Annotated in this window: 22 protein-coding genes; 16 read left to right on the top strand and 6 right to left on the bottom strand. The window is 65.2% G+C overall.

The features are described from left to right. Positions 1-71: 71 nt before the first annotated feature. On the top strand, positions 72-692 hold the full coding sequence (locus ACIBG0_RS30895; protein ID WP_397037225.1) for a hypothetical protein: 621 nt from the start codon (positions 72-74) through the stop codon (positions 690-692). A gap of 8 nt (positions 693-700) precedes the next feature. On the opposite strand, the gene ACIBG0_RS30890 is transcribed toward ACIBG0_RS30895, so the two are convergent. After that, complete coding sequence (locus ACIBG0_RS30890) at positions 701-1,423, bottom strand: uracil-DNA glycosylase (RefSeq protein WP_397037224.1); 723 nt, start codon at positions 1,421-1,423, stop codon at positions 701-703. Between the two features lie 197 nt (positions 1,424-1,620). On the opposite strand from ACIBG0_RS30890, the gene ACIBG0_RS30885 reads away from it, so the two are divergent. The 7 genes from ACIBG0_RS30885 (at position 1,621) to ACIBG0_RS30855 (ending at position 10,089) form a co-directional block, all read left to right on the top strand. Continuing rightward, positions 1,621-2,064 (top strand): GyrI-like domain-containing protein, encoded by a 444-nt coding sequence (locus ACIBG0_RS30885; RefSeq protein WP_062986487.1) that lies wholly within the window; start codon positions 1,621-1,623, stop codon positions 2,062-2,064. Then, on the top strand, positions 2,061-2,495 hold the full coding sequence (locus ACIBG0_RS30880) for an effector binding domain-containing protein (RefSeq protein ID WP_364341071.1): 435 nt from the start codon (positions 2,061-2,063) through the stop codon (positions 2,493-2,495). Before ACIBG0_RS30885 ends, ACIBG0_RS30880 begins: the two co-directional genes overlap by 4 nt. Positions 2,496-2,751: 256 nt before the next feature. After that, positions 2,752-3,516, top strand: coding sequence for a hypothetical protein (locus tag ACIBG0_RS30875; RefSeq protein ID WP_397037222.1), 765 nt, complete (start codon positions 2,752-2,754; stop codon positions 3,514-3,516). Continuing rightward, complete coding sequence (locus tag ACIBG0_RS30870; protein ID WP_397037220.1) at positions 3,513-5,660, top strand: Rv1355c family protein; 2,148 nt, start codon at positions 3,513-3,515, stop codon at positions 5,658-5,660. Before ACIBG0_RS30875 ends, ACIBG0_RS30870 begins: the two co-directional genes overlap by 4 nt. A gap of 13 nt (positions 5,661-5,673) precedes the next feature. After that, positions 5,674-7,545 (top strand): putative bifunctional diguanylate cyclase/phosphodiesterase, encoded by a 1,872-nt coding sequence (locus ACIBG0_RS30865; RefSeq protein WP_397037219.1) that lies wholly within the window; start codon positions 5,674-5,676, stop codon positions 7,543-7,545. A gap of 186 nt (positions 7,546-7,731) precedes the next feature. Continuing rightward, complete coding sequence (locus tag ACIBG0_RS30860; protein WP_397037217.1) at positions 7,732-8,859, top strand: glycosyltransferase; 1,128 nt, start codon at positions 7,732-7,734, stop codon at positions 8,857-8,859. A 351-nt stretch (positions 8,860-9,210) separates the two neighbouring features. Next, positions 9,211-10,089, top strand: coding sequence for an SDR family oxidoreductase (locus ACIBG0_RS30855; protein ID WP_397037215.1), 879 nt, complete (start codon positions 9,211-9,213; stop codon positions 10,087-10,089). Here ACIBG0_RS30855 and soxR read toward each other — a convergent pair. Then, positions 10,058-10,543 (bottom strand): redox-sensitive transcriptional activator SoxR, encoded by a 486-nt coding sequence (gene soxR, locus ACIBG0_RS30850; protein WP_397037214.1) that lies wholly within the window; start codon positions 10,541-10,543, stop codon positions 10,058-10,060. The two genes, ACIBG0_RS30855 and soxR, sit on opposite strands and share 32 nt — an antisense overlap. A 110-nt stretch (positions 10,544-10,653) precedes the next feature. Between soxR and arcA the strand changes: the two genes are divergently transcribed. Next, positions 10,654-11,970: an arginine deiminase gene (arcA, locus tag ACIBG0_RS30845; protein WP_397037212.1), complete on the top strand. Its 1,317-nt coding sequence runs from the start codon at positions 10,654-10,656 to the stop codon at positions 11,968-11,970. A 7-nt stretch (positions 11,971-11,977) separates the two neighbouring features. Beyond that, positions 11,978-12,337, top strand: coding sequence for a GntR family transcriptional regulator (locus ACIBG0_RS30840; RefSeq protein ID WP_397037261.1), 360 nt, complete (start codon positions 11,978-11,980; stop codon positions 12,335-12,337). Positions 12,338-12,340: 3 nt separating this feature from the next. Here ACIBG0_RS30840 and ACIBG0_RS30835 read toward each other — a convergent pair whose 3' ends face one another. Further along, entirely contained in the window at positions 12,341-13,942 is a 1,602-nt protein-coding gene (locus tag ACIBG0_RS30835; protein WP_397037210.1) for a dolichyl-phosphate-mannose--protein mannosyltransferase, read from the bottom strand. Between the two features lie 234 nt (positions 13,943-14,176). Between ACIBG0_RS30835 and rsmI the strand changes: the two genes are divergently transcribed. Both rsmI and ACIBG0_RS30825 read left to right on the top strand, forming a co-directional pair. Further along, positions 14,177-15,034 carry a 16S rRNA (cytidine(1402)-2'-O)-methyltransferase gene (gene rsmI / locus ACIBG0_RS30830; RefSeq protein ID WP_397037209.1) on the top strand — a complete coding sequence of 286 codons (858 nt, stop codon included), beginning with the start codon at positions 14,177-14,179 and terminating at the stop codon, positions 15,032-15,034. A gap of 87 nt (positions 15,035-15,121) precedes the next feature. Continuing rightward, positions 15,122-15,874, top strand: coding sequence for an isocitrate lyase/phosphoenolpyruvate mutase family protein (locus tag ACIBG0_RS30825; RefSeq protein ID WP_397037207.1), 753 nt, complete (start codon positions 15,122-15,124; stop codon positions 15,872-15,874). 193 nt (positions 15,875-16,067) lie between these two features. Here ACIBG0_RS30825 and metG read toward each other — a convergent pair whose 3' ends face one another. Next, the gene (gene metG / locus ACIBG0_RS30820) at positions 16,068-17,654 is read right to left on the bottom strand and encodes a methionine--tRNA ligase (protein ID WP_397037260.1); all 1,587 of its coding nucleotides are present in this window, start codon (positions 17,652-17,654) and stop codon (positions 16,068-16,070) included. Between the two features lie 145 nt (positions 17,655-17,799). Here metG and ACIBG0_RS30815 point away from each other — a divergent pair, with 145 nt between their 5' ends. From ACIBG0_RS30815 to rsmA, 3 genes are all read left to right on the top strand, one after another. Next, positions 17,800-18,627 carry a TatD family hydrolase gene (locus ACIBG0_RS30815; protein ID WP_397037205.1) on the top strand — a complete coding sequence of 276 codons (828 nt, stop codon included), beginning with the start codon at positions 17,800-17,802 and terminating at the stop codon, positions 18,625-18,627. A 205-nt stretch (positions 18,628-18,832) separates the two neighbouring features. Further along, positions 18,833-19,963, top strand: coding sequence for a transglycosylase family protein (locus tag ACIBG0_RS30810; RefSeq protein WP_397037203.1), 1,131 nt, complete (start codon positions 18,833-18,835; stop codon positions 19,961-19,963). A gap of 28 nt (positions 19,964-19,991) precedes the next feature. Then, complete coding sequence (rsmA, locus tag ACIBG0_RS30805) at positions 19,992-20,873, top strand: 16S rRNA (adenine(1518)-N(6)/adenine(1519)-N(6))-dimethyltransferase RsmA (RefSeq protein WP_397037201.1); 882 nt, start codon at positions 19,992-19,994, stop codon at positions 20,871-20,873. 975 nt (positions 20,874-21,848) lie between these two features. Here the strand turns inward: rsmA and ACIBG0_RS30800 are convergent. Together ACIBG0_RS30800 and ACIBG0_RS30795 are read right to left on the bottom strand one after the other, a co-directional pair. Further along, the gene (locus ACIBG0_RS30800) at positions 21,849-22,055 is read right to left on the bottom strand and encodes a heavy-metal-associated domain-containing protein (RefSeq protein WP_397037199.1); all 207 of its coding nucleotides are present in this window, start codon (positions 22,053-22,055) and stop codon (positions 21,849-21,851) included. A 112-nt stretch (positions 22,056-22,167) separates the two neighbouring features. Next, complete coding sequence (locus tag ACIBG0_RS30795; RefSeq protein ID WP_397037197.1) at positions 22,168-22,815, bottom strand: TetR/AcrR family transcriptional regulator; 648 nt, start codon at positions 22,813-22,815, stop codon at positions 22,168-22,170. 76 nt (positions 22,816-22,891) lie between these two features. Between ACIBG0_RS30795 and ACIBG0_RS30790 the strand changes: the two genes are divergently transcribed. Then, positions 22,892-23,656 (top strand): SDR family oxidoreductase, encoded by a 765-nt coding sequence (locus ACIBG0_RS30790; RefSeq protein WP_397037195.1) that lies wholly within the window; start codon positions 22,892-22,894, stop codon positions 23,654-23,656. The last annotated feature ends 54 nt before the right edge of the window (positions 23,657-23,710 follow it).

Genomic DNA, 23,710 nt, shown 5'->3' with positions numbered 1-23,710 from the left:
GCAATCTTGTTATTGCACAACGGCATTGAAAGGGTCGCCCCAGCGGCACGGTGAAGGGGTGTGGCGAGATCATGGTGCGCGGTAGTCGCTCGACCGATCCGCTGTGGCCGGGCATGCTCCCGTCCGGATCGGTACCACGTGTCCTCCCGCCGACGCGCCCACACCGCCGCAAGCGGCGTCCGCCGCGTAGACCCTGGCTGGTCGGCAGTGCCGCGATCTTCGGGACATTGGCGGCGGTGGCATTGGTGCTCGTGTACACGGCCGAGGCGAGCAATACTCGGCAGTCGACGGCCACGATCATCGATCCGGTGCTCGGCGGAGGATCGAATTGTGAGCCGACCCGCACCGAACAGTTGGTGCGCGGCAACGGAACCGGCTCGACTGATTCCGGACCGGATGTGATCCTGGCCTTCCAATACGCCTATTACGTGACTCACTCGGCCTCGAACGCCCGCGCACTGACCACACCGGATGCGGCGGTGTCGTCGGTGGCGTTGATCGACGCGGGTATCAAATCGATTCCGCCCGGTACCCAGCACTGCGTAATGATCACCCCGATGCTCGACGGTCGCTTCGACGTCGTCATCACCGAATTCCGACCGGATGCGACGGTGCGCACCTATCGACAGTTCGTCAGCGTCGCGCCGCGCGAGGGCAGCACCGTCATTACCAAGATCACCGCGCCGTCCTGATTCTCTGCTCAGCTCCGGCGGCCGGGAAGACCCGCGGCGGTCGCCGCGGCGGTCAGCACCGCCTCCAGCATGTCGTGGGTGAGCCGACCGGTGAAAGTGTTCTGCTGGCTGACGTGATAGCAGCCGAATAACTGCAGCGGCGCCCGATCATCGACAGTCGGCGGCAGCACAACGTGAGCGCCATGCCCGAACTTGGGACGTGGACGCGGCACCGTCCAACCCGATGTGGCAAGCACCGGAAGCAGCGCCTGCCAGCCGAACGCACCGAGTACGACCACGGCCCGCAATGTCGGTGTAAGCAGATCCAATTCGGTTTTCAGCCAATGACTGCAGCGATCCCGTTCATCGGGCGTCGGCTTATTGCCGGGCGGCGCGCAGTGCACCGGCGCGGTGACCCGTGCGCCGATCAGCCGCAGTCCGTCGTCGCGGTGCACCGCCGTCGGTTGATTGGTCAGTCCGACGTTGTACATGGCGGCATAGAGGAAATCCCCACTGCGGTCGCCGGTGAACATCCGCCCGGTTCGATTGCCGCCGTGGGCGGCCGGGGCGAGCCCGACGACGAGCAGTCGTGCGTCATCGGGACCGTATCCGGGAACCGGCCTGCCCCAATAGGTTTCGTCACGGTAAGCGGCGCGCTTCTCCTCGGCCGCCCGTTCCCGCCAGGCGACCAGCCGCGGGCAGGCGAAGCAATCCGCGACCGTGGCATCGAGTTCGGCGATGGTCTCGCACACGATCACATGGTGCCGCAGGTCATGCATCGATAGCCATCTGTTTGCGTACAGGTCGCTCGACCAGTTCAACGCGGCGATGAGGCGTGCATAACGACCCGGACATGTGAGCCGGACCACGCGGTCGAGTTGATAGCATGGCCTTTCTGGCCGACCGGATGCGGGCAACGCCCCCGGGTTCACCTCGAAAGAGTCATTCCATGCAGTTTGAAATCGTCGAGCGAGACGAAACGTGGGTTGCCGGGCTCCCGGTGCGCAGCCCGAAACGTGCGCTCGGGGAACTGCGGGACCACGACCTCGAGGCCGCATGGGCGGCGGTACTGCATCAGGAACTCGGCGGTCAGCTGGCAAGCGCCTACACCGATTACTCCGGTGAACTCGGCACCTACAACACCCAGATCGTCGGATATGAGTGTGTGTCCTTCGATGAGGTCACCCGCGGTCATCTGGTGGCGCGGCTGCCGCGCGGCACCTATGCGAGATTCTCCTCGGTCGGTAACTTCCCGCAGGTGATGACCGACCTGTGGACGCAGATCGCCTACGCCGAGGAACACAACCAGATCAAACGGACCTATACCGGCGATTTCGAGTGTTATCCGCACGCCTACAAGATCGATCTCTACCTGGCGGTCGAGGCGCGATGACATACGCGATCGTGGTGCGCCGCGAGGCCATCTACGGCGGGCTGGTGGTGCCGCGGGTACGTCCGAGCTTCAAGGTCAGCAATAGCGATCTGATCGAATTCCTCAAGGATCGGCTGCGCGACCGCGCGGGCGCCGACCAGCCGATGTATACCGTGTACGTGCCGGATCCGGCCGGAAACTACAACGCCGTCGTGTGTTTCGAGTACTCCGCTCCCGGCGCGGTTCCGGTCGGTGACGTACTGGTCAAGGTGCCCAAGGGTGTCTACGCTCGGTTCGAACCGAACGGGGATTACCACGATCCGGTCGAGGATGTGTGGGCCCAGGTCGACGATGCGACGGCGTCCGCCGAGATCACCCGTGCGTACCGGGAGGAGATCGAGATCTGGCGTGGGCCGGAGTCGGTCGAACTGTTCATCTCTATCCTGGTTTAAGTTTGCCTTCCGTTAGCTGCGTCAGTACCGACTGGTCTCCACGATCTGTTCGATGGCATGTTCGAATGTCCTGACCTGCGGTGATTTCGTTGCTGACAATCAGTTTTCGGAAGATTAACCAGATATCTGGTCAAATATTGTCGTATGACGGATACTGCCCTAGGCAAACTCACCTGACCGGCGAGTCGTCTGGCGAGTCGGTCGGGCCGGCTCGATGACCGTGCGGATGTGCGGTAGCAAACGGAGTAGGAACACCATGACTGTCGAAACAATCGCAGTCGGCTCGGGGGGTACGCGCGATGCCGAGGTGTTGCGGTTTCGCGACATGCATTCTGGATATGTCTTTCATGTCGCTACTCCGCAGGCTCATCCCGATCTGTGGCGCCGCTATCTGCGCGGTGCGCTGCAGGTTTACCGGCACTACGGCGTTGATCACGCTTTGGAATACGACAGCGTTGCCGACGGCCGTTCGACTTCGCTGTTCTTCGCCGCGGTAGATCCCTCCGGAGCGGTGGTCGCGGGATTGCGGGCACAGGGTCCCTACGGTGTAGCCGACGAAGTGCACGCACTGCGCGCCTGGGCCGGTCGACCCGGTGCCGCCGAGTTGCGCGCGATGGTTGCCGATCGGATACCGGAAGGTGTGATCGAGGTGAAGGCGGTGTGGGTCTCCCGAGTGGCGGAGCATCGCGCCGCGCTCGCCGCCGCGGTCTCCCGCTGTGTCGTGCACGCCGCCCGACTGCTCGATGCCAGGTTCGGTTTCGTCACCACTGCCACGCGAAATATCGGTCTATACCGCTCGAGCGGTGGGTATGTCGCCGATCGGATTCCGGCCGTGCCCTATCCTGACCATCGCTATCAGACCATTCCGATGTGGTGGGATACCCGGACATATCGGTCATTAGCCACAAAATTGCAGAGTTCGTTGACTGCGCTGGAGTGTGCGGCCCTCGATGCCTGGCTGTCGCCGCATGGTCGAGCGCCCTCGAGTGAACCAGGGATCGGAGGATTGGCGCAGGGATGAACGGTGACTTCACCGCGGACCACCGCCCGCTGATTCTCGATGAAAATGCCACTGCAGACGCACCGATTCTCGTGCAATTACGGAAATCACCGCAGGTCCGCATTCTCGATCTGCGTGATGTGCTGCGCGCCGAGATCGCCAAGGTGCGTCGACCGCCACCAGATCTCGGGGGGCCGGAGACAGACCGGTGGGTCTATTACCCGTGGCGCCGCACGCTCGTCGGGTTGCCCGGTGAAAAGACATTTCGGGCAATTCGCTTGGACCGCAACCAGAACAAGCTCACCCGCGCCGAACAGGAACGCTGTGCCGGTCTTGCGGTCGGCGTCGTCGGACAGAGCGTCGGGCATGCCGTCGCTTACGCGCTGGCCCTCGAGGGCACCTGCGGCCTACTGCGCCTAGCCGATTTCGACGATATCGAGCTGTCGAATCTGAACCGAGTCCCCGGTGGAATCTTCGATATCGGCGTGAACAAGTCCGTCGTGACCGCGCGCCGGATCGCCGAACTCGATCCGTATCTACCGGTCGAGGTCGCCACCGCGGGCATCAACGAGGACACCATCGACGCATTCCTGCACGGATTGTCGTTGGTCGTCGAGGAATGCGATTCGCTCGATATCAAGTTCGCCGTCCGAGAAGGAGCACGCCGACAGCGCATTCCGCTGCTGATGGATACCAGCGATCGCGGCCTGCTCGATGTCGAGCGCTATGACCTGGAACCGGACCGTCCACCGTTCCACGGCCTGCTCGGCGCGACCCTCGGCGCGGATCTACGCGGGCTGTCCACGAAAGACAAGGCGCCGCACGTCATGCGGATTCTCGACCCGAAGGAGCTCTCGGCCCGGATGGCCGCGAGTTTGGTCGAAATCGACGAAACCGTGACGACCTGGCCGCAGCTCGGCGGTGATGTCCAACTGGGTGCGGCCATCGTGGCGGCGGCGGTGCGCCGGATCGGGCTCGGCCAGAAGTTGTCCTCGGGGCGGACCCGGTTCGATCTGGAACGTGGTCTGGACGAGTTGGCCGAACCGGAGCCGGTGTGCGAGAAAGTGTCCGACGAATTTCCGGTGCCAGAATGCGGTGTGCCGGATCCGGGCGGATCCGCGGTCGAGAAGGTGCTCCAATCAGCGCAGCGAGCGCCGTCGGGCGGCAATACCCAGCCTTGGTACCTGCGCGTCGATGGCGATGAGCTACGCATCGACCTCGTCCGAACGCGCTCGTCGGCACTGGACATCGGCTATCGCGCCAGCGCGGTATCGATCGGCGCGGCGCTGTACAACGCGCGCGCCGCGGCCGCCGCCCACGGCTTACTCGGCAGGCATGAGTTCGTCGAGAACAACTCCACTCCATTTTCGGCGGTACTACAGCTGGGCAACGGCACCGATTCCGCACTGGCCGCGGACTATCCGTACACGCTGACCCGCGAGACGAACCGACACCTCGGCACTGGCACGCCGCTGGCGGATCATGTCCTGCCCGCTTTGGACGCGGCCGCCATCGATGCGACGGTCCACGCCATCACCGAAACCGACGACCTCGCCGCCGCGGCCGCACTGCTCGGCGAATCCGATCGCATCCGCTATCTGACCCCGCGTCTGCATCAGGAGATGTTCGGCGAGCTGCGCTGGCCCGGCGAGGATCCGCGCACCGGGATCGATATCCGGAGTATGGAGTTGGCCGCCGACGAGCAGGCCAAGATCCGCATCGGCGAGCGCTCGGATGTGATGGATCGGTTGCGCGAATGGTCCGGCGGCGCGGCGCTCGGCGAGTACACGCGCGACCGCGTGCTGTCGAGTTCGGCGTTGCTCGCGATAACCGTTCCGCGTCGATCCGGCGCAGAGTCGGTATCACTTGCCGATTACGCCCGCGGCGGCGCGGCCGTGCAGCGGGTCTGGATCGCGGCGCAACGGCTCGGTCTTGCGGTGCAACCGGTCTCGCCCTTGTTCCTTTACGCGCGGCACCCCGACGAGCTGAAAGGGATTTCCCCGGATTTCGCGGATACACTTACCTCACTTCAGGGCCGTTTCCTGGACCTGCTGGGAGTGCCTGAACATGAGATCATGGCATTGGTGCTTCGCCTGAGCTACGCGGTAGCAGCCACGGTCCGCAGCAGGCGGCTTCCAGTGCCGGGCGCGGGCAACCGCAGCTAGCGCGATCGGAGATATGGTGCCTCGGCGAACGCTCGACTCACTGGTGACCCAGGTCGCCTCGGAGTTGATGGGCGTCGACGCCACGACGATGGTGGCGGCGAGTGAACGTGTGCTGGCCAGGCTGGTCGAGCATTTCGATGTCGATTTCAGCTACTTACGCCATACCGATAGAGAGCAGCGGGCGACCGTGCTCATCGCGGAATGGCCGCACCGTGGTGACATACCGGATCCGGATCCGCTGAAGATCGTGCATTTCGAACATGCCGATTCGGTATTCCGAGAATTGGAACACGCCACCGAGCCGATCATCGTGCGGCCGTCTCAGCAGTCCGCCGACTATCAGGAGACGATCCGGCGCTCCTCGGGCATCCCACAGGTCGCGATGGCCGCGGTGCCGCTGTTGTCGCGTGGCGAGTCGACCGGCGTGCTGGGATTCATCAAACAGGGCGATCGCGACTGGAGCACCCGGGAACTGAATGTGCTCAAGGCGATCGCCGCGCTCTTCGCCCAGCTGCAGGCGCGCGTGGTTGCCGAAGAACGATTGCGATATATCGCGCTGCACGACGATTTGACCGGGCTGGCGAACCGGCGGGCGCTGCTCGAACATATGGAAGAGCGACTCAAACCGGGCAGTCCCGGCCCGGTGGCCGCCTTCTTCCTCGATCTCGACCGGCTCAAAGCGCTCAATGATTTTCTCGGACATACCGCGGGGGACAATTTCATTCGCACACTCTCCTCGCGACTGCGGGAGAATCTCGATCCCAATGACATGATCGCCCGACTCGGTGGCGACGAATTCGTCATCGTTCCGGCCAAACCGATGGATGCGGTGGCCGCCGAATTGGAGGCGACGCGGATCCAGCAGCTTATCGGACGGCGGGTCACTGTAGGCGGGGAATCGGTCAGCCGTGGCGCGAGCGTCGGTGTAGCGGTGGGTATCCCCGGGGAGACCACGGTCGCGGATGTGCTGCGCCGGGCCGATCACGCGCTGCTGTCGGCGAAATCGGGCGGCGGCAACGGGGTCGCGGTCTTCACCGACGCCATGCGCGCGCAGTTCGAATTACAGGACGATGTGGAGCTGAATCTGCGCGGTGCGGTCTCCGACGGCTCGCTGCTGCTGCACTATCAGCCCGAGGTCGATTTGCGCACCGGGCGGGTGGTGGCGCTGGAGGCGCTGGTGCGCTGGTTGCATCCGACCAGGGGGCTGCTGCCGCCCGGTGCGTTCGTCACCGTCGCCGAGGCCACCAATCTTGCGGGTGAGCTGGGGCGTTGGGTGATTCGGTCGGCCTGTGCGCAGTTCGCCGAATGGCGCAGGCGGGGGCTGGCGGCGAATGTGGTGATGCGGATCAATGTTTCGCCGGTTCAATTGGTCAGCCTGGATTTCGTGGAGCGGATCGAGGATATTCTGCGGCTGTTCGGGATCGATGGCAGTTCGGTCTGCCTGGAGATCACCGAACATGTGGTCGTGCAGGATTTGGCGCGCACCCAGGTCACGCTGCGCGGACTCAAGCGAATGGGTGTGCAGATCGCTATCGATGATTTCGGCACCGGATACAGCTCGCTGTCGCATCTGAAGGCGCTTCCGGTCGATGCCGTGAAGATCGACCGCGGCTTCGTGCAGCGGCTCGGTGCGAGCACGGACGATCTGGCGATCGTGAAATCGATCATCGGGTTGGCCGGGTCGTTCGGGCTGGGTGTGGTGGGGGAGGGCGTCGAGACGCCGGTCGCCGCGCGGACTCTGGTCGGGCTGGGTTGCTATCGTGCGCAAGGGTTTCTGATCGCGCGGCCGATGCCCGCCGATGAGGTGGAGGCGCATCTGGCGGTCGGGCGCATCCCGCTGGATCTGGATCTACCTCGGGCAGGCCGCGGCACCACACGCGGGTGACCGGTATGTCCGGTCCGTGGCTGCTGATCGAAACGCTCGGTCTCGGCGCCGAGGAGCGTCGCTTGCGACCTCCCGGGTGTCGGCTGCTGCGCCGTCATACCCGTTAGCAGGGTCTTTCACGGGTGTTCATGCGGTGTTGGGCGCATCGGTTCCGGAGGGAACCCGATTGGCTGCACGATCGGCGATGTGCGCATCGTGCAACTGGCGAACTTCTACGGTCCGCGGTCGGGTGGGCTGCGCACCGCATTGCATCATCTGGGCGAGGGGTATGTCGCCGCCGGGCACGAGGTGGTGCTGATCGTGCCAGGACCGCGCCGGACCGAGGAGATCCTGCCGACCGGTGCGGTGCGGATAACCCTGCCTGCCTTGGCGATTCCGTGGACCGGCGGTTATCGGGCGGCGGATCCGCGCCGGGTGGCCGATGTGCTGGCCGGATTGCGTCCGGACGTGCTCGAGGTTTCGGATCGGCTGACGCTGCGAGGGTTCGGACGCTGGGCGCGCACCAGGGACGTGGCGAGCGTGATGATCTCGCACGAGCGCCTTGACCGACTGCTGGGCCAGGTCATGCCAGGGCCGGTGGCACGCCGATGCGCCGATATCGCCAACCGGCGCACCGCCGACGACTACGACATCGTGGTCTGCACGACGGAATTCGCGCGCGCGGAGTTCCTGCGCATCGATGCGCCCAATGTCGAACTGGTGCCGCTCGGAGTGGATCTGGAGCTGTTCAGCCCGCGCCGCCGCGACTATCGCTTGCGCGCCGATCTCGGCGTGCCAGGGCATCCGCTGCTCGTGCATTGTGGGAGATTGTCGGTGGAGAAGCGAGTCGATCGCAGCATCGAGGCGATCGGCGCGCTGCACAAGGCAGGCGTCGAGGCGCGGCTGGTCGTCGCGGGGGAGGGGCCGCGGCGCGAAGCCTTGGAGCGTCGCGCCCGTGCGCTACCGCCACTGACCGGTGGGCTGCCCGCAGTGCACTTCACCGGATTCATCACCGACCGGGCCATGGTGGCGAAACTGCTTGCGACCGCCGATGTTTCGCTGGCACCCGGCCCGCACGAAACCTTCGGCCTCGCCGCGCTGGAGGCTTTGGCCGCAGGTACCCCGGTCGTGGCCAGCCGATCCTCGGCGCTCGCCGATATCGTCACCGCCGAATGCGGCGCGGTCGCCGCCGATCGCCCGTCCGCCTTCGCTCGAGCGGTCACCGATGTGCTCGCGATGCCGACCGTCGGTCGTCGGAGGGCAGCGCGCAGCCGGGCGGAGCAGTTCACCTGGCCCAGGGCGGTCGCGGGGATGCTTGCGGTGCTCGGGCGGTAACCCGCCCGTACCTTCCCCACAGAATGCTCGCGGTCGTCGCACACCGTCGGTCGTCGGAGGGCAGCGCGCAGCCGAGCGGAGCAGTTCACCTGGCCCAGGCGGTCGCGGGGATGTTGGCGGTGCTCGGGCGGTAAACCGCCCGCACTTTCCCACAGAATACTCGCGGTTGTCGCCGGTCTTCGAAGGTGCCGCCGCCGGCTGGAGCAGTTCGCTCGGCCCAGGGCGGTGGCATGGAGCATTGCGGCGCACTGGCCGTCCCGCTTCGAACTCCGCGACTCGCTTACGCCGTATGAACATCGGAAGGTCACTGTTGCCGCGTACCCTGCGTGCAACCGATTCGGCCTATTCGAGATGGGATCCGGTGTGCTTGGTTTTGGGCGCAGGAAGACAGTGCGGGATGCGAAGGTGCTTGTCACCGGGGCGGCGAGTGGAATCGGCCGGGCGACCGCCCTGGCGGCCGCGGCTGGGGATGCCGAACTGGTGCTGACCGATATCAATGCCGAGGGCCTCGAGGATACGGTTCGCACCATCAAGGAGGCGGGCGGTACCGTGCTCGCCGCACGTGCTCTGGATATCACCGACTACGACGCGGTCACCGCCTTCGCCACCGATGTGCACGCCGAATTCGGCAGCCTCGATATCGTCATGAATATCGCGGGCACCTCTGCCTGGGGCACCGTCGAGAACCTCGAGCATCGCCACTGGCGCAAAATGGTGGATGTCAATCTGATGGGCCCGATCCATGTGATCGAGAACTTCGTGCCGCCGATGGTCCGGGCGAAACGCGGTGGGGCACTGGTGAATGTCTCTTCGGCGGCCGGAATCCTCGCGCTGCCATGGCATGCCGCCTACAGCGCGGGCAAATTCGGTATCCGCGGCGTCTCCGAGGTTTTGCGAGTCGATTTGCGGCGCCATGATATTTCGGTGCATCTGGTGGTGCCCGGCGCGGTGAACACACCGCTGGTGCAGAGCGTCGAGCTGGTCGGCGTGGACAGGGAGGATCCGAGGATAAAGCGACTCACCACGGCGTTCACCAAGCACGCCGCATCGCCGGAACATGTTGCGGCGGCGATCCTTCGCGGTATCGAGCGCAATCGGTTCCTCGTCTACACCTCCTTCGATATCCGGTTCGGCTATTGGTGGGCTCGCAAATTCGCCTACCCCTACGAATTCGTGATTCGCCGCACCAGCGATCGGTTCAGCAGGTTGCTGGCTTCGATGGGCAGTTGAGCGTCACATCGAGCACGCGGGCGCCCGGACCCTGTTCGCCGAGGCGGTCGTGTTCATTGACCAAACGGCAGCTGCCGAGTGACAGGCAGCCGCAGCCGATGCAGCCGGTCAGGTTGTCGCGCAGGCGAGTCAGCTGGGTGATGCGGTCGTCGAGGTCGGCCTGCCATGCGGTGGACAGCGTCTCCCAGTCGCGCCGAGTGGGGGTGCGGCCCTCGGGGAGTTTGTCCAGTGCTGCCCGGATTTCGCTCAATGGAATGCCGACCCGCTGGGAGATGCGGATGAAGGCGACGCGACGCAGCGTTTCGCGCGCGTATCTGCGTTGATTTCCGCTGGTGCGACGACTCGAAATGAGGCCTTCGCGTTCGTAGAAGTGCAACGCGGAGACCGCTACTCCGCTACGCTCGGACAGCTGCCCGGGGGTCAGCTCCTTCGCTCGCCAATCGGTTGTCGACATCACGCTCCTCCATTCACCTGAACAATACTTCAGGTTAGGGTGTGCTGGAGTCGGAATCGGAAGACAGCCAATTGCGTGCTCTTACGCCCTCGGCGAACTACGGTCGGATCATGGCAGCAGACGCGGTGCGGGCGGGGCACGATGGCGGTGCCGACGATGGGTTCGATGGTGTCGGCGAGCCGGGCGGTCGACTGGCGGTTACCTCGGAGGTCGGCACCTTGCGCACGGTGCTGCTGCACCGGCCCGGCGACGAATTGCGGCGGCTGACGCCGCGCAATAACGATCAACTGCTCTTCGACGGCATTCCGTGGGTCGAGCGGGCGCAGCAGGAGCACGACATCTTCTCCGGTGTGCTGCGTGAGCGCGGCGTCGAGGTGCTGCTACTCGCCGATCTACTCGCCGAAACCCTCTCGGTCAGCGGCGCGGCCCGCATCCAGGGCATCTCCGGCGCCGTCGACGCGCGCAAACTCGGGCATATGCTGGCCGACGAGCTCGCGGCCTTCCTGCGCGGCGTTCGGGCCAGGGATCTTGCCAATATCCTGATGGCCGGGATGACCTTCGACGAACTGCCCTTCGAAGGCGATAACACCTCACTGGTGCGGCGCATGCACCACGGCGCGGATTTCGTCATCGATCCGCTGCCGAATCTGCTGTTCACCAGGGATTCGTCATTCTGGGTCGGTCCGAGGGTGGCGATCACCTCACTCGCCCTGCCCGCCCGGATGCGCGAGACCTCGCTGACCGATCTCATCTACGCATTCCATCCGCGCTTCCTCGGCGTGCGGCGGGCCTACGAATCGCATACCGCGCCGATCGAGGGTGGTGATGTGCTGTTGCTCGCGCCGGGGGTGGTCGCGGTCGGTGTCGGTGAGCGCACCTCGCCCGCGGGCGCGGAAGCGTTGGCGCGCAGTCTGTTCGACGACAATCTCGCGCACACCGTGCTGGTCGTCCCGATCGCCCAGAGTCGCGCGACCATGCATCTGGACACCGTCTGCACCATGGTCGACACCGATGCCATCGTGATGTATCCGGCGGTGCGGGATTCGCTGTGCGCGTTCACGATTCATCGCGAGGACGCGGAGTCGGATGCCGATTTCGGCGGCGGCCGCAACGATCAGGCGCGGGTGAGTATGCGCGGCCCCGATCCGTTTCTGGCGGCGGCCGCGGAGGCGATGGGCATCGGCAAACTGCGGGTCATCGATACCGGACTCGACGGGGTCACCGCCGAACGCGAGCAGTGGGACGACGGCAACAACACCCTGGCGCTCGCGCCCGGCGTGGTCGTCGCCTACGAGCGCAACGATATGACCAACACGCGGCTCGAGGACGCTGGTATCGAGGTGCTGCGCATACCTGGCTCCGAATTGGGTTCCGGCCGTGGTGGACCGCGCTGCATGTCCTGCCCGCTGTCCCGCGATGACGTGTGAGCATGTGATGTTCACCATTACCGTGACCCACGACTCCTCGATACCGCCCTACGAGCAGCTGCGCCTCGGTGTCATCGCGCAGGTGCGCTCGGGTGAGTTGACGGCGGGGACGAAGATCCCGACGGTGCGAGCTCTGGCCGCGCAACTCGGACTCGCGCCGAATACGGTCGCTCGGGCGTATCGGGAACTCGAGGCCGATGGGGTGGTCGAAACCCGGGGCAGGCAAGGATCTTTCATCGCATCCTCCGGTGATCCGACCAAGGATCTGGCGGGCCGCGCCGCGACCGATTACGTCGCCGCCATTCGACGCCTCGGTCTCGATGACGAGGCCGCCTTGCAGTACGTCAGGTCGGCTCTGGAGGGGTAGTCATCAGCGCCAACTGGGCAGCCACAGATGGTCGTGCCAGTTGCCGGGGGTGATCGGCAGCGCGGTCAGAATCGGCCAGAGCCAGATGAAATTCGCGATCACCAGGCCGAGATAGATACAGACCGCGAGCAGTCCGAGGCTGCGCCGTTCACTCGGCACGGCGGGCAGATAGGTGCCCGCCGGACTTCGCGGTATTCGTACCGATCGGGCAGGGCCGAGGATATCGCCGCACACCAGCGCGATCCCCATCACCAGGAACGGCGCCAGCGGTACCGCGTAGAAGTAGTACATCTGCCGATCGAGGGTGAAGAACCAGGGAATGAGCCCGGCTCCGTACCCGGTGAGCACCGCCGCGTAGCGCCAGTCGCGACGGACCACACTGCGCCACAGCATCCAGCCCAGCACCGGGAAAGCGATCCACCAGATCGCCGGGGTACCGATCAGCATCACCGCCTTCACGCACTGGGTCTGACCGCAGCCGGTGACGCCGCTGTCGGCGTAGTAGTAGAGCATCGGCCGCAGCCCCATCGGCCAGGTCCACGGCTTGGATTCCCAGGGGTGATGGTTACCGGCCGAATTGGTCAGACCCTCGTGGAAGCGCAGCGTTTCGCCGCTGTAGTACCACAGCGAGCGCAGCGCATTCGGCAGGAACGACCACCGACCGTCGCGACCGACCTGATTGCCGACCGCATAGCGGAAGACACCGTCCTCACTGGCGAACCAGGCCCAGTAGCTGGCCAAATACACCCCGAGCGGAATCAGCACCAACGAATACAGCGCGGGTCCGACATCGCGCACCGCCGCGCCGACCCAGGGCCGTCGCACACCGTAGGCGCGCCGCGCTGAGACGTCGAAATAGACGCTCATGAGTCCGAACGCGAGGATGAAGTACATCCCGGACCACTTTGTGCCGCAGGAGAGTCCGAGCAGTAGCCCGGCGCCGAAACGCCACCAGCGCACTCCTAGTCGCGGACCCCATTCGCTCGCATTGATGCGACCCTCGTAGTCCACCTCGGCGATTCGGGCCCTGACCTCGTCGCGGTCCACGATCAGACAGCCGAAGGCAGCGGTGACCAGCACCCCCATGAAGATATCGAGCATGCCGATGCGCGAGGAGACGAAGGTCAGTCCGTCGGCGATCAGCAGAATGCCCGCGATCGCGCCGACCATGGTGGAGCGCGCCATCCGGCGCACGATCCGGATGACCAGCAGTACCAGGATCGTGCCCGCCAGCGCCGCGCTGAATCGCCAACCCCAGCCGTTGTAGCCGAACATCCACTCGCCCACCGCGATCAGCTGTTTGCCGATCGGGGGATGTACCACCAGTCCGTATGCGGGGTTGTCCTCGACGCCGCCGCCGGTGAGGACCTGCCAGGCCTGCGGCGCGTAATGCTTCTCGTCGAAGACCGGGGTGTAGGCGTCGGTCGGATAGTCCAACATGATGAACCGCGTCAACGCCGCGATCGCGGTGAGTACCGCGGTGACCACCCACCCCTGGAGCTTGTCGAGCGGCCCGAAGTCGGGCGATGGACGCAGGGGCGCGGGGCTCGACCAAGAGGGCAGGGCCCCGGCTATGGTCGCGCGCTGGTCGGTCACCTGGGTCACGCCCCGATCGTATGCTGTGCGCGCCGCCGTGACCCGCACCGGTGAGCGCGCCGCAGCGCGAATCACACCCTGAACTGCATTCACGGATTTTTCCATCAGTGCCGCCATTCGATACCGAAATCTGCGGGGTGCGGCGGAGATGGAATTGGATGGCCGCGGCGGTCTGCGGCGTGGTCGGCGGCATCGGGCCGATACGCTGCGTTGGAACTACGCGGTCGAGGGAACAGGAGCATTGTGGCGGACCAGGTGGGTCGATTGGTGCTCGCGGCGACGCCGATGGGTGAGGTCGGTGATGCCTCACAGCGGCTACGCGAGGCGCTCGGCTCCGCCGATATCGTCGCGGCCGAGGACACCCGGCGCACCCGTGCCCTGGCAAAGGCCCTGGATGTGGCGATCACCGGGCGGGTCCTTCGCTTCGATGACCACGTGGAGTCGGCGAAGATTCCCGCGCTGCTCGATGACATCGAAAGCGGCCGCACGGTACTGCTGGTGACCGATGCGGGCATGCCGTCGGTGAGCGATCCGGGCTATCGCATGGTGGTGGCCTGTGTGGAGCGTCAACTGCCGGTCACCTGCCTGCCGGGACCGTCGGCGGTGACCACCGCCCTGGCGCTGTCCGCGCTTCCGGTGGAGCGCTTCTGCTTCGACGGATTCGCACCGCGTAAATCCGGTCAGCGTCGAGAGTGGTTGCGCACCTTGCTCACCGAGCCGCGCGCCTGCGTATTCTTCGAGGCGCCGCACCGGCTCGCCGACTGCTTGGCCGATGCGGTCGAAGTGCTCGGCCCGGACCGGCGGGCCGCGGTCTGCCGGGAACTGACCAAGACTTATGAGGAAGTCGTGCGCGGCAATCTCGGCGAACTCGCCGCTTGGGCGGTCGATGGGGCGCGCGGTGAAATCACCGTCGTCCTCGAAGGCGCCCAACCTGTCGCGGCCGATCCCGCCGATCTGGTCGACCAGGTGGAATCGCTGACCGCCGAGGGTATTCGCCTCAAGGACGCGTGCGCCCAGGTGGCCGCCGCGACCGGTGTTTCCCGCCGCGAACTGTACGACGCGGTGCTGACCGCACGCCGCGACGGCGGTGACAGTTCCTAGCGCGACTCGCCATCGCCGACACTCCCGGGCAGCCGGATGGGGAGTGTCATAGTGCTATCGATCACGGGCGCGACGATGATCGGTGTCATGACCTCTTTGGAAAGCAAGGCGAAGGCGTTTCTCGAATTGCACGTGCCGGGCAACCCCGGTGTCTTTCCGACGGTGTGGGATGCGTGGTCGGCGAATGTCGCTGTCGCGGCGGGATTCTCGGCGCTGACCCTGGGCAGTCATCCGGTCGCCGATTCGGTCGGGCGCAGCGATAAGGAAGGAATGACGTTCACGGAGCTGTTGACCCGCGTCCGTCAGATCACCGGCGCGGTCGACGTTCCGGTCTCGGTCGATATCGAATCCGGCTACGGGCTCGAGCCCGCGCAGCTGATCGAGGGGCTGCTGGATGCGGGTGCGATCGGCCTCAATGTCGAGGACACGGTGCACAGCGAGGGCGGCCGGTTGCGCACGCCGGAGGAGCATGCCGATTTCGTGCGCGGTTTGCGGCAATTCGCCGACGCGGCGGGCGTGCATGTGGTGATCAATGCGCGCACCGACCTGTTCATGCGTGAGGACGGTGACGCGAGCGACCGCGTTGATCGCGCCATCGCGCGCCTGCGGCTGGCCGCAGCGGCGGGTGCGGATTCGCTGTTCCCGGCGGGTCGGCACTCCGATACCGATATGCGCAGGTTGACCAGCGAATTGCCGCTGCCGATCAGCGTTGTCGGGCTGCCCGATAAGTCGGATAAGGCCGTCTTCGCCGAACAGGGCGTCGGCCGCATCACCTTCGGCCCCATGCTGCAGTGGGCGCTGACCGCCGAGATCAATCGGCTGCTCGACCGCTGGAAGTAGGTTCCTGGAAGCTCGGCCGAACCTGAAGCGCTACCGCTTTATCGGCGGTAGCGCTTCAGTGATGCGGTGATCTTCGTGTTGAGCGGCGCCAATGAGCTCGGTCAGCAGATCGTCCGGGCACAACTCCTAGTGGTCACCCCAGCAGCAGTCTTGCTATCCCAGATGCGGTAGCTCGTGCTACATCTTCTATTGATTACTTCTTCGGCTCCACGTAGCGGGGGTAGACCGCTTCGGGCTCCGGCAGCGGGGTGCCGGGGACCAGCGAGGTCGGGATATCAGCGAACGAACGGTTCTGCGTGGCAAGCAGATCCAGGATCTTGCCCGCCGATTCCGGCATGACCGGCTGCACCAGAATCGCCACGATGCGCAGCAGTTCGATGGTCACATACAGCACCGTCGCCTCGCGGGCCAGCGACTCCTCGGTGCCGGCCTTGGCCAGCGCCCATGGTGCTTCCGCGGAGAAGTAGCGGTTGGCCTCACCGAGCGTCAACCAGATCGCCTCCAGCGCCAAATGCATTTGCTGGGCGTCGAATTCGGCGCGGCAGTGCTCCAAAAGACCATTGGCGCGGTCGAGCAGCGCGCGATCGGCCTCGGTGAATTCGCCCGGCGTCGGCACCACACCGCCGCAGTCGCGCGCGACCAGCTTCAGGCTGCGCTGCACCAGATTTCCGAATTCATTGGCCAGATCGGTATTGACCCGACCGACGATCGCCTCGTGGCTGTAGCTGCCGTCCTGACCGTAGGAGATCTCGCGCAGCAAGAAGAAGCGCACCGCGTCGACGCCGTATTCATCGACCAGCGCGAGCGGGTCGACCACATTGCCGACCGACTTGGACATCTTCTCGCCCTTGTTGTACAGGAACCCGTGTACGAAAACGCGTTTCGGCAATTCGATCCCGGCCGACATCAGGAACGCGGGCCAGTACACGGTGTGGAACCGGGTGATGTCCTTACCGATGATGTGCACATCGGCGGGCCAGAAGCGCTGGAACGCAACCGATTCCGTATCCGGGAAACCTACGCCAGTGATGTAGTTGGTGAGCGCGTCCACCCATACGTACATCACATGATCGGGATGGCCGGGTACCGGCACGCCCCAGTCGAAGGTGGTGCGTGAAATGGACAGATCCTTCAGACCCGCCTTCACATAACTCACCATCTCGTTGCGAGCCGTTGCGGGCGCGATGAATTCGGGATGTTCGTCGTAGAGCGCGAGCAGCTTGTCCTGGTAGTTCGACAGCCGGAAGAAGTAGTTCGACTCCTCGGTCCAGGTGACCGGCGTCTTCGACTCGGTCGAGATCCGGGTGCCGTCCTCGAGCAGTGTCGTTTCTTCCTCGGTGTAGAAAGCCTCGTCGCGCACCGAGTACCAGCCCGAGTAGTTGTCCAGGTAGATATCGCCGTTGGCGAGCATCCGCTCCCAGATCGCGGCACTGGCCACCTGATGGTCGTCATCAGTGGTGCGGATGAAGCGGTCGTAGGAGATGTCGAGTGTCTTGTCCAACGCCTCGAACACATCCGAGTTGCGCGCGGCGAGCTCCTCCACCGGCACCCCCTCGGCGACCGCGGTCTGCTGCATCTTCTGCCCGTGCTCATCGGTGCCGGTCATGAAGAAGACGTCATAACCGTCGAGCCGCTTGAAGCGGGCGAGGGCGTCGGCCGAGATGTATTCGTACGCATGCCCGATGTGCGGCGCACCATTCGGGTATGCGATGGCCGTTGTGATGTAGAAGGCGGGGCGGTCAGCTGCGGTCATGGTGCATCTACTGTAATGCGCGTGGATTCCGACGCTCACGTGAATATCCCCCGAGGTGATGGTCGCCGTCGCGCGCCCGCGTTCTGGTGCGCCGGAGTCTGCCGATGAGCGAGCGAGCGATGTCTCGGCGCCCGGCGGGCGCGACGGAGCCGAGCGTCGGCGAGGCGGAGTCGTGAGCGCCAAACGACCCGCGCCCGAGCTGCCGGAACCGCTCGCGCCGCTGGTGGACGCGCATACCCATCTGGATGCCTGCGGGGCGAGCGATGCGGACTCGACCGCCGTGATCGTGGACCGGGCGGCCTCGGTCGGGGTCGGCCAGGTGGTGACTGTCGCCGACGATTTGGCCGCGGCACAGTGGGCCGTACAGGCCGCGAATTGGGATCGACGGGTCTTCGCCGCCGTGGCGCTGCATCCGACGCGGGCGAATGCGCTCGATGATGTGGCCAAGGCCGAACTGGAGCGTTTGGCCACCGACCCGCGCGTGGTGGCGATCGGCGAAACCGGTCTTGATTACTACTGGCCGGGCAAGTTGGCGGGCTGCGCCGATATCGAGGATCAGGTCGAAGGCTTCCGCTGGCATATCGACCTGGCCAAACGGCTGCGCAAACCGCTGATGATCCACAACCGCGAGGCGGACCACGATCTGCTGACGGTATTGCTGGACGAAGGCGCTCCGGAAACCGTGATCTTCCATTGCTTCTCCTCGGACACCAATATGGCGATGGCGTGCGTGGCGGAGGGCTACATCCTCAGCTTCTCGGGCACCGTGAGTTTCAAGAATGCGCATGAATTGCGCGAGGCCGCCAATGTGGTGCCCGATGAGCAGATCCTGGTGGAAACCGATGCGCCGTATCTCACGCCGCATCCATTCCGTGGCGCTCCCAACGAATCGTATTGCCTTCCCTACACGGTGCGTGCCCTAGCGGAATTGCGCGGACAAGATGCTGTGGTCCTCGCCGAAATCACCACAGCCAACGCCCGCCGCATCTACGGCATCTGAATTCCGGACCCGGTCTAATCGCGAGTGGGTTCGCAATTTCACCTGATCTTGTTTCACATTTCGCCAGCGGGTGTGTTCTAGGTCACTCCGGTCGGCCTATTTTGTGATTTACCTGCGGCGTCGATATCCCTTTGTAATATTGATACCCGCGGTTCGTAACACTACGGTTGTCGACCGCTGACCCCTTCGTTATCGTACTGTGATCATGTCTCCATTCTCGAGGATCAACCAGTCCCGCTCGCCGCTGCTGTACGCGGCGGTCGCGGCGCTGCTGGTGACGCTGATCGTCGGTGCCGCGATGGCAATCGTCAACCGCAAGACGGTCACGGTCGTCGTGGACGGTGAGCAGATGACGCAGACCACCATGTCGCGCAACGTCAGCGGAGTGCTGAAGGCCGCGGGTTTCGATGTGAACGATCGTGACCTGGTCCGGCCCGCGCTGGCCGCGGCGATTACCGATGGTGCGACCATCACCTACAACCGGGCACGCGAGGTCGCGATCTCGCTGGACGGCAAGGCCGAGAAGGTGTGGTCGACGGGTCTGACCGCGGGGGATGTGGTCGACCAACTGCATCTGCCCCGCGAGGTATTCGTTTCCCCGGCACGCAACGAGAGGTTGCCGCTCGAAGGCGCCGCGCTGCAGATCGCCAGCCCGCGTTCGGTATCGCTGCTCGATGGCATCGGCAATCCGGTCGATGTTCGCCTGGCCGCGCCGACCGTCGGTGAATTCCTTGCCGTCGCGGGAATTCCGCTGATCGAGCAGGACAGCGTCTCGCCCGCCGCGACCACGCCGCTCACCGATGGGCTGCGGATCGTGGTCACCCGCCAGCGGGTCGAGAACAAGGTCGAGACGGTGCCGCTGGATCCGCCGGAGGATGTGATCGAGGATCCGACGCTGAATATGAGCCGGACCGTGGTGGAGAGCCAAGGCGCACCCGGCCTGCAGGACGTGACGTTCGCGGTCACCATGGTCAACGGCCAGGAGGTCAGTCGGCGGCAGATCGCCTCCAATGTGAAGGTGGCGGCTCAGCCGAAGACCGTCCGCAAGGGCGCCAAGCCCGGCACCGAGGTGCCGCCGGTGCGCGACGGCGATATCTGGGATGCACTGGCCCGCTGCGAATCCACCGGTAACTGGGGTATCAATACCGGCAACGGGTACTACGGGGGTATCCAATTCGACCAGGGCACCTGGGAACGCCAGGGCGGCCTCAAGTACGCCCCGCGGGCGGACCTGGCCACCCGCGAAGAACAGATCGCGATCGCCGAAGTGACCCGCGCCCGTCAGGGCTGGGGTGCATGGCCCGCTTGCACCAGTCGCCTGGGCATCGGCGGATAGCAGCGAGCGGGTTGATACCTTGTCGGGCGTGTCCGAACCCGATATTTCCGCTCGTGGGAGTGCTGCTTTGCTCGGACCCGCCGAGGTGCGGGCGCTGGCCGAGCGACTCGGCGTGCGGCCGACCAAGCAGCTCGGACAGAACTTCGTGCATGACGCCAATACGGTGCGGCGGATTGTCGCGGCGGCCGGGGTGGGGCGCGGGGATACGGTGCTCGAGGTCGGGCCGGGACTCGGTTCGTTGACATTGGCGCTGCTCGATGTGGTGGATTCGGTGGTCGCGGTCGAGATAGATCCGGTACTGGCGAAACATCTTCCGGTGACCGTCGCGGATCGCGCGCCGGATCTGGCCGGGCAGTTGACCGTCGTGGAAGCCGATGCGCTGCGGATTCGTGCGGACGACCTGCCCGCGGCACCAACGGCACTGGTGGCGAATCTGCCCTACAACGTCGCCGTGCCGGTGCTGCTGCATCTGCTCGCCGAATTGCCCAGCATCACAACCTCATTGGTGATGGTGCAGGCCGAGGTCGCGGACCGCCTCGCCGCCGAACCCGGCAGCCGCGTTTACGGCGTACCGAGCGTCAAGGCGGGCTTCTTCGGTGCCGTGCGCCGCGCGGGCGCGGTGGGCACCCAGGTGTTCTGGCCGGTGCCCCGCGTCGAGTCCGGGCTGGTCCGCGTCGAGCGCTATGCCGAACCGCCCTGGCCGATGGACGAGGCGCATCGCCGCCGCGTCTTCGGGGTCGTCGATGCCGCCTTCGCTCAGCGCCGCAAAACCCTCCGCGCCGCCCTCGGCCATTGGGCGGGTTCCCCTGCCGAAGCGGAGCGCCGCCTGGTTGCCGCCGGAATCGACCCGACCGCCCGCGGCGAAACCCTGGACACCGCAGCCTTCGTCCGCCTCGCCGCCCAGGCGTAACTCGCGTCGCGGCGGCATGTTTCGCCAAGTTGCCATGAGATTCGACCCGCTCGGGTGCTGCCTTGCTTTCCCGCCGTAACTTCGCCCGGGCGGCGTCGACTGGCTGCCATCGGGTTTCGGTCTGCCGCCGCTGTGGATGATCAGGCTGGACTGGTCGGTTTCTGTTGCTGGTGAGGCGGGATCGTGCACCGCGTCATCCGCCCGGCTCGCTTGCCGGGATATCGCCGAAGTGAAACAGATTGTGGATAACGAACTTTTGCCTTGTTGGGCCGCGAAACCGGATTCATGTGCTGTGGCAATTAATTCATGCGTGTCGTCACGGTCTGCGTGTCGAATGGAAAGTGCAGGTCAACGCACCGAATGTCAGCTCGGCGACGCGCTGGCCGGCGCATGCGGTCAGGGGTGACCGCCGCCCGAATGGTGTCCACCATCGGATGTGGATGGCGCTGTGGATGATTCGATGCGCGCGGTGAACTCGGCGGTATGCACCACGCCGCCGTGGGAGAAGTCTAGATACAGCCGAATTGCGCCCGCACTCGGGGTCTGGGCACGGAAGCCGACCTCCGGACCCGTTGGTGTGCGACAGATTTCACCTTGCGGATGATGTGCAGGGAGGAAAGGTCGTTGGCGTGCAAGAGCGCAGATGCGCGTACGCGCCGGGATACGGCTCGAGGTCCGCTACCGGCGCGCCGGTCAGGTGAACAAGGTCACTGCCCGCAGTGCTCGAGGCTCCCGCCATGCCTACTCGGTATCCGTCCACCGTTGCCGTTCGGGATGCGGGTGGGAGTGGCTGCGGCTCAGTCTGAGGTTTGTCAGGGTGTAGCTGGATCGCGAATCCGGCAGCCCGGTGCCTTCAGTATGTGCGCCGTGGTCCGGTGTCGCCCTGTCGGACCCCCTTAGGACCCGATACGGGCGCGACACCGAACAGTGCGACGAGACCGCCGCCGACCGCGGCGAATCTCAGCCGGGTCTACATCAGACGGCGACTTCGTATCCCGCCTCGTCGACGGCGGCGACGATATCGGCGTCGGCGAGCGGGGCGGCGCTGTCCACCCGAACCGCACCGCTGGCAAGGTCGACGTCCACGCTGGTCACGCCATCGATCTTGCCGATCTCCGTCTTGACCGAGTTGACGCAGTGTCCGCAGGTCATCCCCGTGACGGTGTAAGTGCTCGTGGCCATCTCCGACTCCTTCGGTCATACGGTGCGGGGGTATATCCCCGACGCCTAGAACATACCCCCGGCGGGTATCGAACGCAAGTGGGGGTGCCCTGTCGTTCCGCGGGTTCGTTGACTAGTCGCTACGAACATCCGGATAGTTCCCGGTCCGGCTGACTCGGTCACGAACGGCGGAAGACCAACCGTGCGTGGCCATTTCGGCAACCCGCTCCAATTCGGCGCGCCCTGCGCCGTCCCTGGCCGCCTGTGACATGCCCTGCATAACGGTGCTGACATACCGTGCGAGCGTCGCCGCATCGGCATCCGGTGGCAACAAGCCCGCATCGATATCGGCCTGGATGCGCTCGGTAAAAGCCGCCATATTCCGATTGCGAAGGGTGCGCAGCATTTCGGCGATCTCGGTGTTGGTGGTGTTGAGGCCCGCGCTGGTCACCAGGCAGCCGTGCGGGCAATCGGGACGGGTGTACTCCGTCGCCGCCGCGCGCAGAATGCGGCGCACCACCGCCTCGGCGGTCGGCTCTTCGGCGAGCGCGCGTGGAATGAAACTGCCATAGCGCGCACCGAAGACCTGCACCACCTCGTCGAACAGCGTCGCCTTATCGCCGAATGCGGCATACAGACTCGGCGCGCCGATGCCCATCGCCGCGGTCAGATCGCCGATCGAGGTCGCCTCGTAACCGCGCTCCCAGAACAGCCACAGTGCCTTTTCCAGCGCGGCGTCGCGGTCGAACGAGCGGGGGCGCCCTCTGGCCGGTGCACTCATATCGTCATTTTATAGCGGTCACTAGAGAACGTGCTAACGTTCTTTATGTAGTGACCGCTAGAGAAAGGGGCCCGTCATGGGTGCGCAATCCGGCCGACTCGAGGGCAAGACCGCGCTGGTCACCGGTGCCAGCCGCGGCATCGGCCGGGCCATCGCGCAGCGACTTGGCCGGGAGGGCGCGCGCGTCGCCGTGCACTACAACGGCAACGAGCAGGCGGCGAAGGAAACCGTCGCGGCCATCGAGGCGGCGGGCGGTTCCGGCTTCGCGATCAAGGCCGAACTCGGTGTGTCCGGCGATGCGGCGGCGCTGTGGTCCGCATTCGACGCACACGCCGACGGCGTGGACGTCATCGTCAACAACGCGGGCATCGACGGCATCCGCGAACCGATCGGCGGCACCGATGAGGCCGCCTTCGACCGGGTCTTTGCCGTCAATGCGAAGGCGCCGTTCTTCGTCACCAAGTTGGGCCTGGATCGACTGCGCGACGGCGGCCGCATCGTCAATATCTCCACCGGCCTCACGCACGGAGCGAGAATGCCGCAGCTGATCGCCTACACGATGACCAAGGGTGCGATCGATACCTTCACCCAAACGCTGGCAAAGGAACTCGGCGCACGCGGTATCACGGTGAATGCCGTGGCGCCGGGTGTGATCGATACCGATATGAATGCCAACTGGTTGCGCAATAGTGAGACCGAGGCGTTGGTGGCGGGATGGTCGCCCTTGAATCGTGTCGGCCAGCCCGGTGATATCGCGGATATCATCGCTTTTCTCGCCTCCGACGATTCGCGGTGGGTTACCGGCCAGTGGATCGATGCCACCGGCGGGGCGCTGCTGTAACCGTCCGACGCATGGGCGGTGAATGTCTCATCTCGAGCTGAGCACCTGTCGTAC

The organism is Nocardia sp. NPDC050630, from assembly GCF_044457245.1.
Lineage (GTDB): Bacteria > Actinomycetota > Actinomycetes > Mycobacteriales > Mycobacteriaceae > Nocardia.
Note: the sequence above shows the minus strand (reverse complement) of the source record. Positions and strands in the feature narration are given on the sequence as shown.

Excerpts from the sequence above, each read along its gene's own strand:
- ACIBG0_RS30895 (WP_397037225.1), top strand. The coding sequence starts at position 72 with ATGGTGCGCGGTAGTCGCTCGACCGATCCGCTGTGGCCGGGCATGCTC.
- ACIBG0_RS30885 (WP_062986487.1), top strand. The coding sequence starts at position 1,621 with ATGCAGTTTGAAATCGTCGAGCGAGACGAAACGTGGGTTGCCGGGCTC.
- ACIBG0_RS30880 (WP_364341071.1), top strand. The coding sequence starts at position 2,061 with ATGACATACGCGATCGTGGTGCGCCGCGAGGCCATCTACGGCGGGCTG.
- ACIBG0_RS30875 (WP_397037222.1), top strand. The coding sequence starts at position 2,752 with ATGACTGTCGAAACAATCGCAGTCGGCTCGGGGGGTACGCGCGATGCC.
- ACIBG0_RS30870 (WP_397037220.1), top strand. The coding sequence starts at position 3,513 with ATGAACGGTGACTTCACCGCGGACCACCGCCCGCTGATTCTCGATGAA.
- ACIBG0_RS30865 (WP_397037219.1), top strand. The coding sequence starts at position 5,674 with ATGGTGCCTCGGCGAACGCTCGACTCACTGGTGACCCAGGTCGCCTCG.
- ACIBG0_RS30855 (WP_397037215.1), top strand. The coding sequence starts at position 9,211 with ATGGGATCCGGTGTGCTTGGTTTTGGGCGCAGGAAGACAGTGCGGGAT.
- soxR (WP_397037214.1), bottom strand. The coding sequence starts at position 10,543 with ATGTCGACAACCGATTGGCGAGCGAAGGAGCTGACCCCCGGGCAGCTG.
- arcA (WP_397037212.1), top strand. The coding sequence starts at position 10,654 with ATGGCAGCAGACGCGGTGCGGGCGGGGCACGATGGCGGTGCCGACGAT.
- ACIBG0_RS30840 (WP_397037261.1), top strand. The coding sequence starts at position 11,978 with ATGTTCACCATTACCGTGACCCACGACTCCTCGATACCGCCCTACGAG.
- ACIBG0_RS30825 (WP_397037207.1), top strand. The coding sequence starts at position 15,122 with ATGACCTCTTTGGAAAGCAAGGCGAAGGCGTTTCTCGAATTGCACGTG.
- ACIBG0_RS30810 (WP_397037203.1), top strand. The coding sequence starts at position 18,833 with ATGTCTCCATTCTCGAGGATCAACCAGTCCCGCTCGCCGCTGCTGTAC.
- ACIBG0_RS30800 (WP_397037199.1), bottom strand. The coding sequence starts at position 22,055 with ATGGCCACGAGCACTTACACCGTCACGGGGATGACCTGCGGACACTGC.
- ACIBG0_RS30795 (WP_397037197.1), bottom strand. The coding sequence starts at position 22,815 with ATGAGTGCACCGGCCAGAGGGCGCCCCCGCTCGTTCGACCGCGACGCC.
- ACIBG0_RS30790 (WP_397037195.1), top strand. The coding sequence starts at position 22,892 with ATGGGTGCGCAATCCGGCCGACTCGAGGGCAAGACCGCGCTGGTCACC.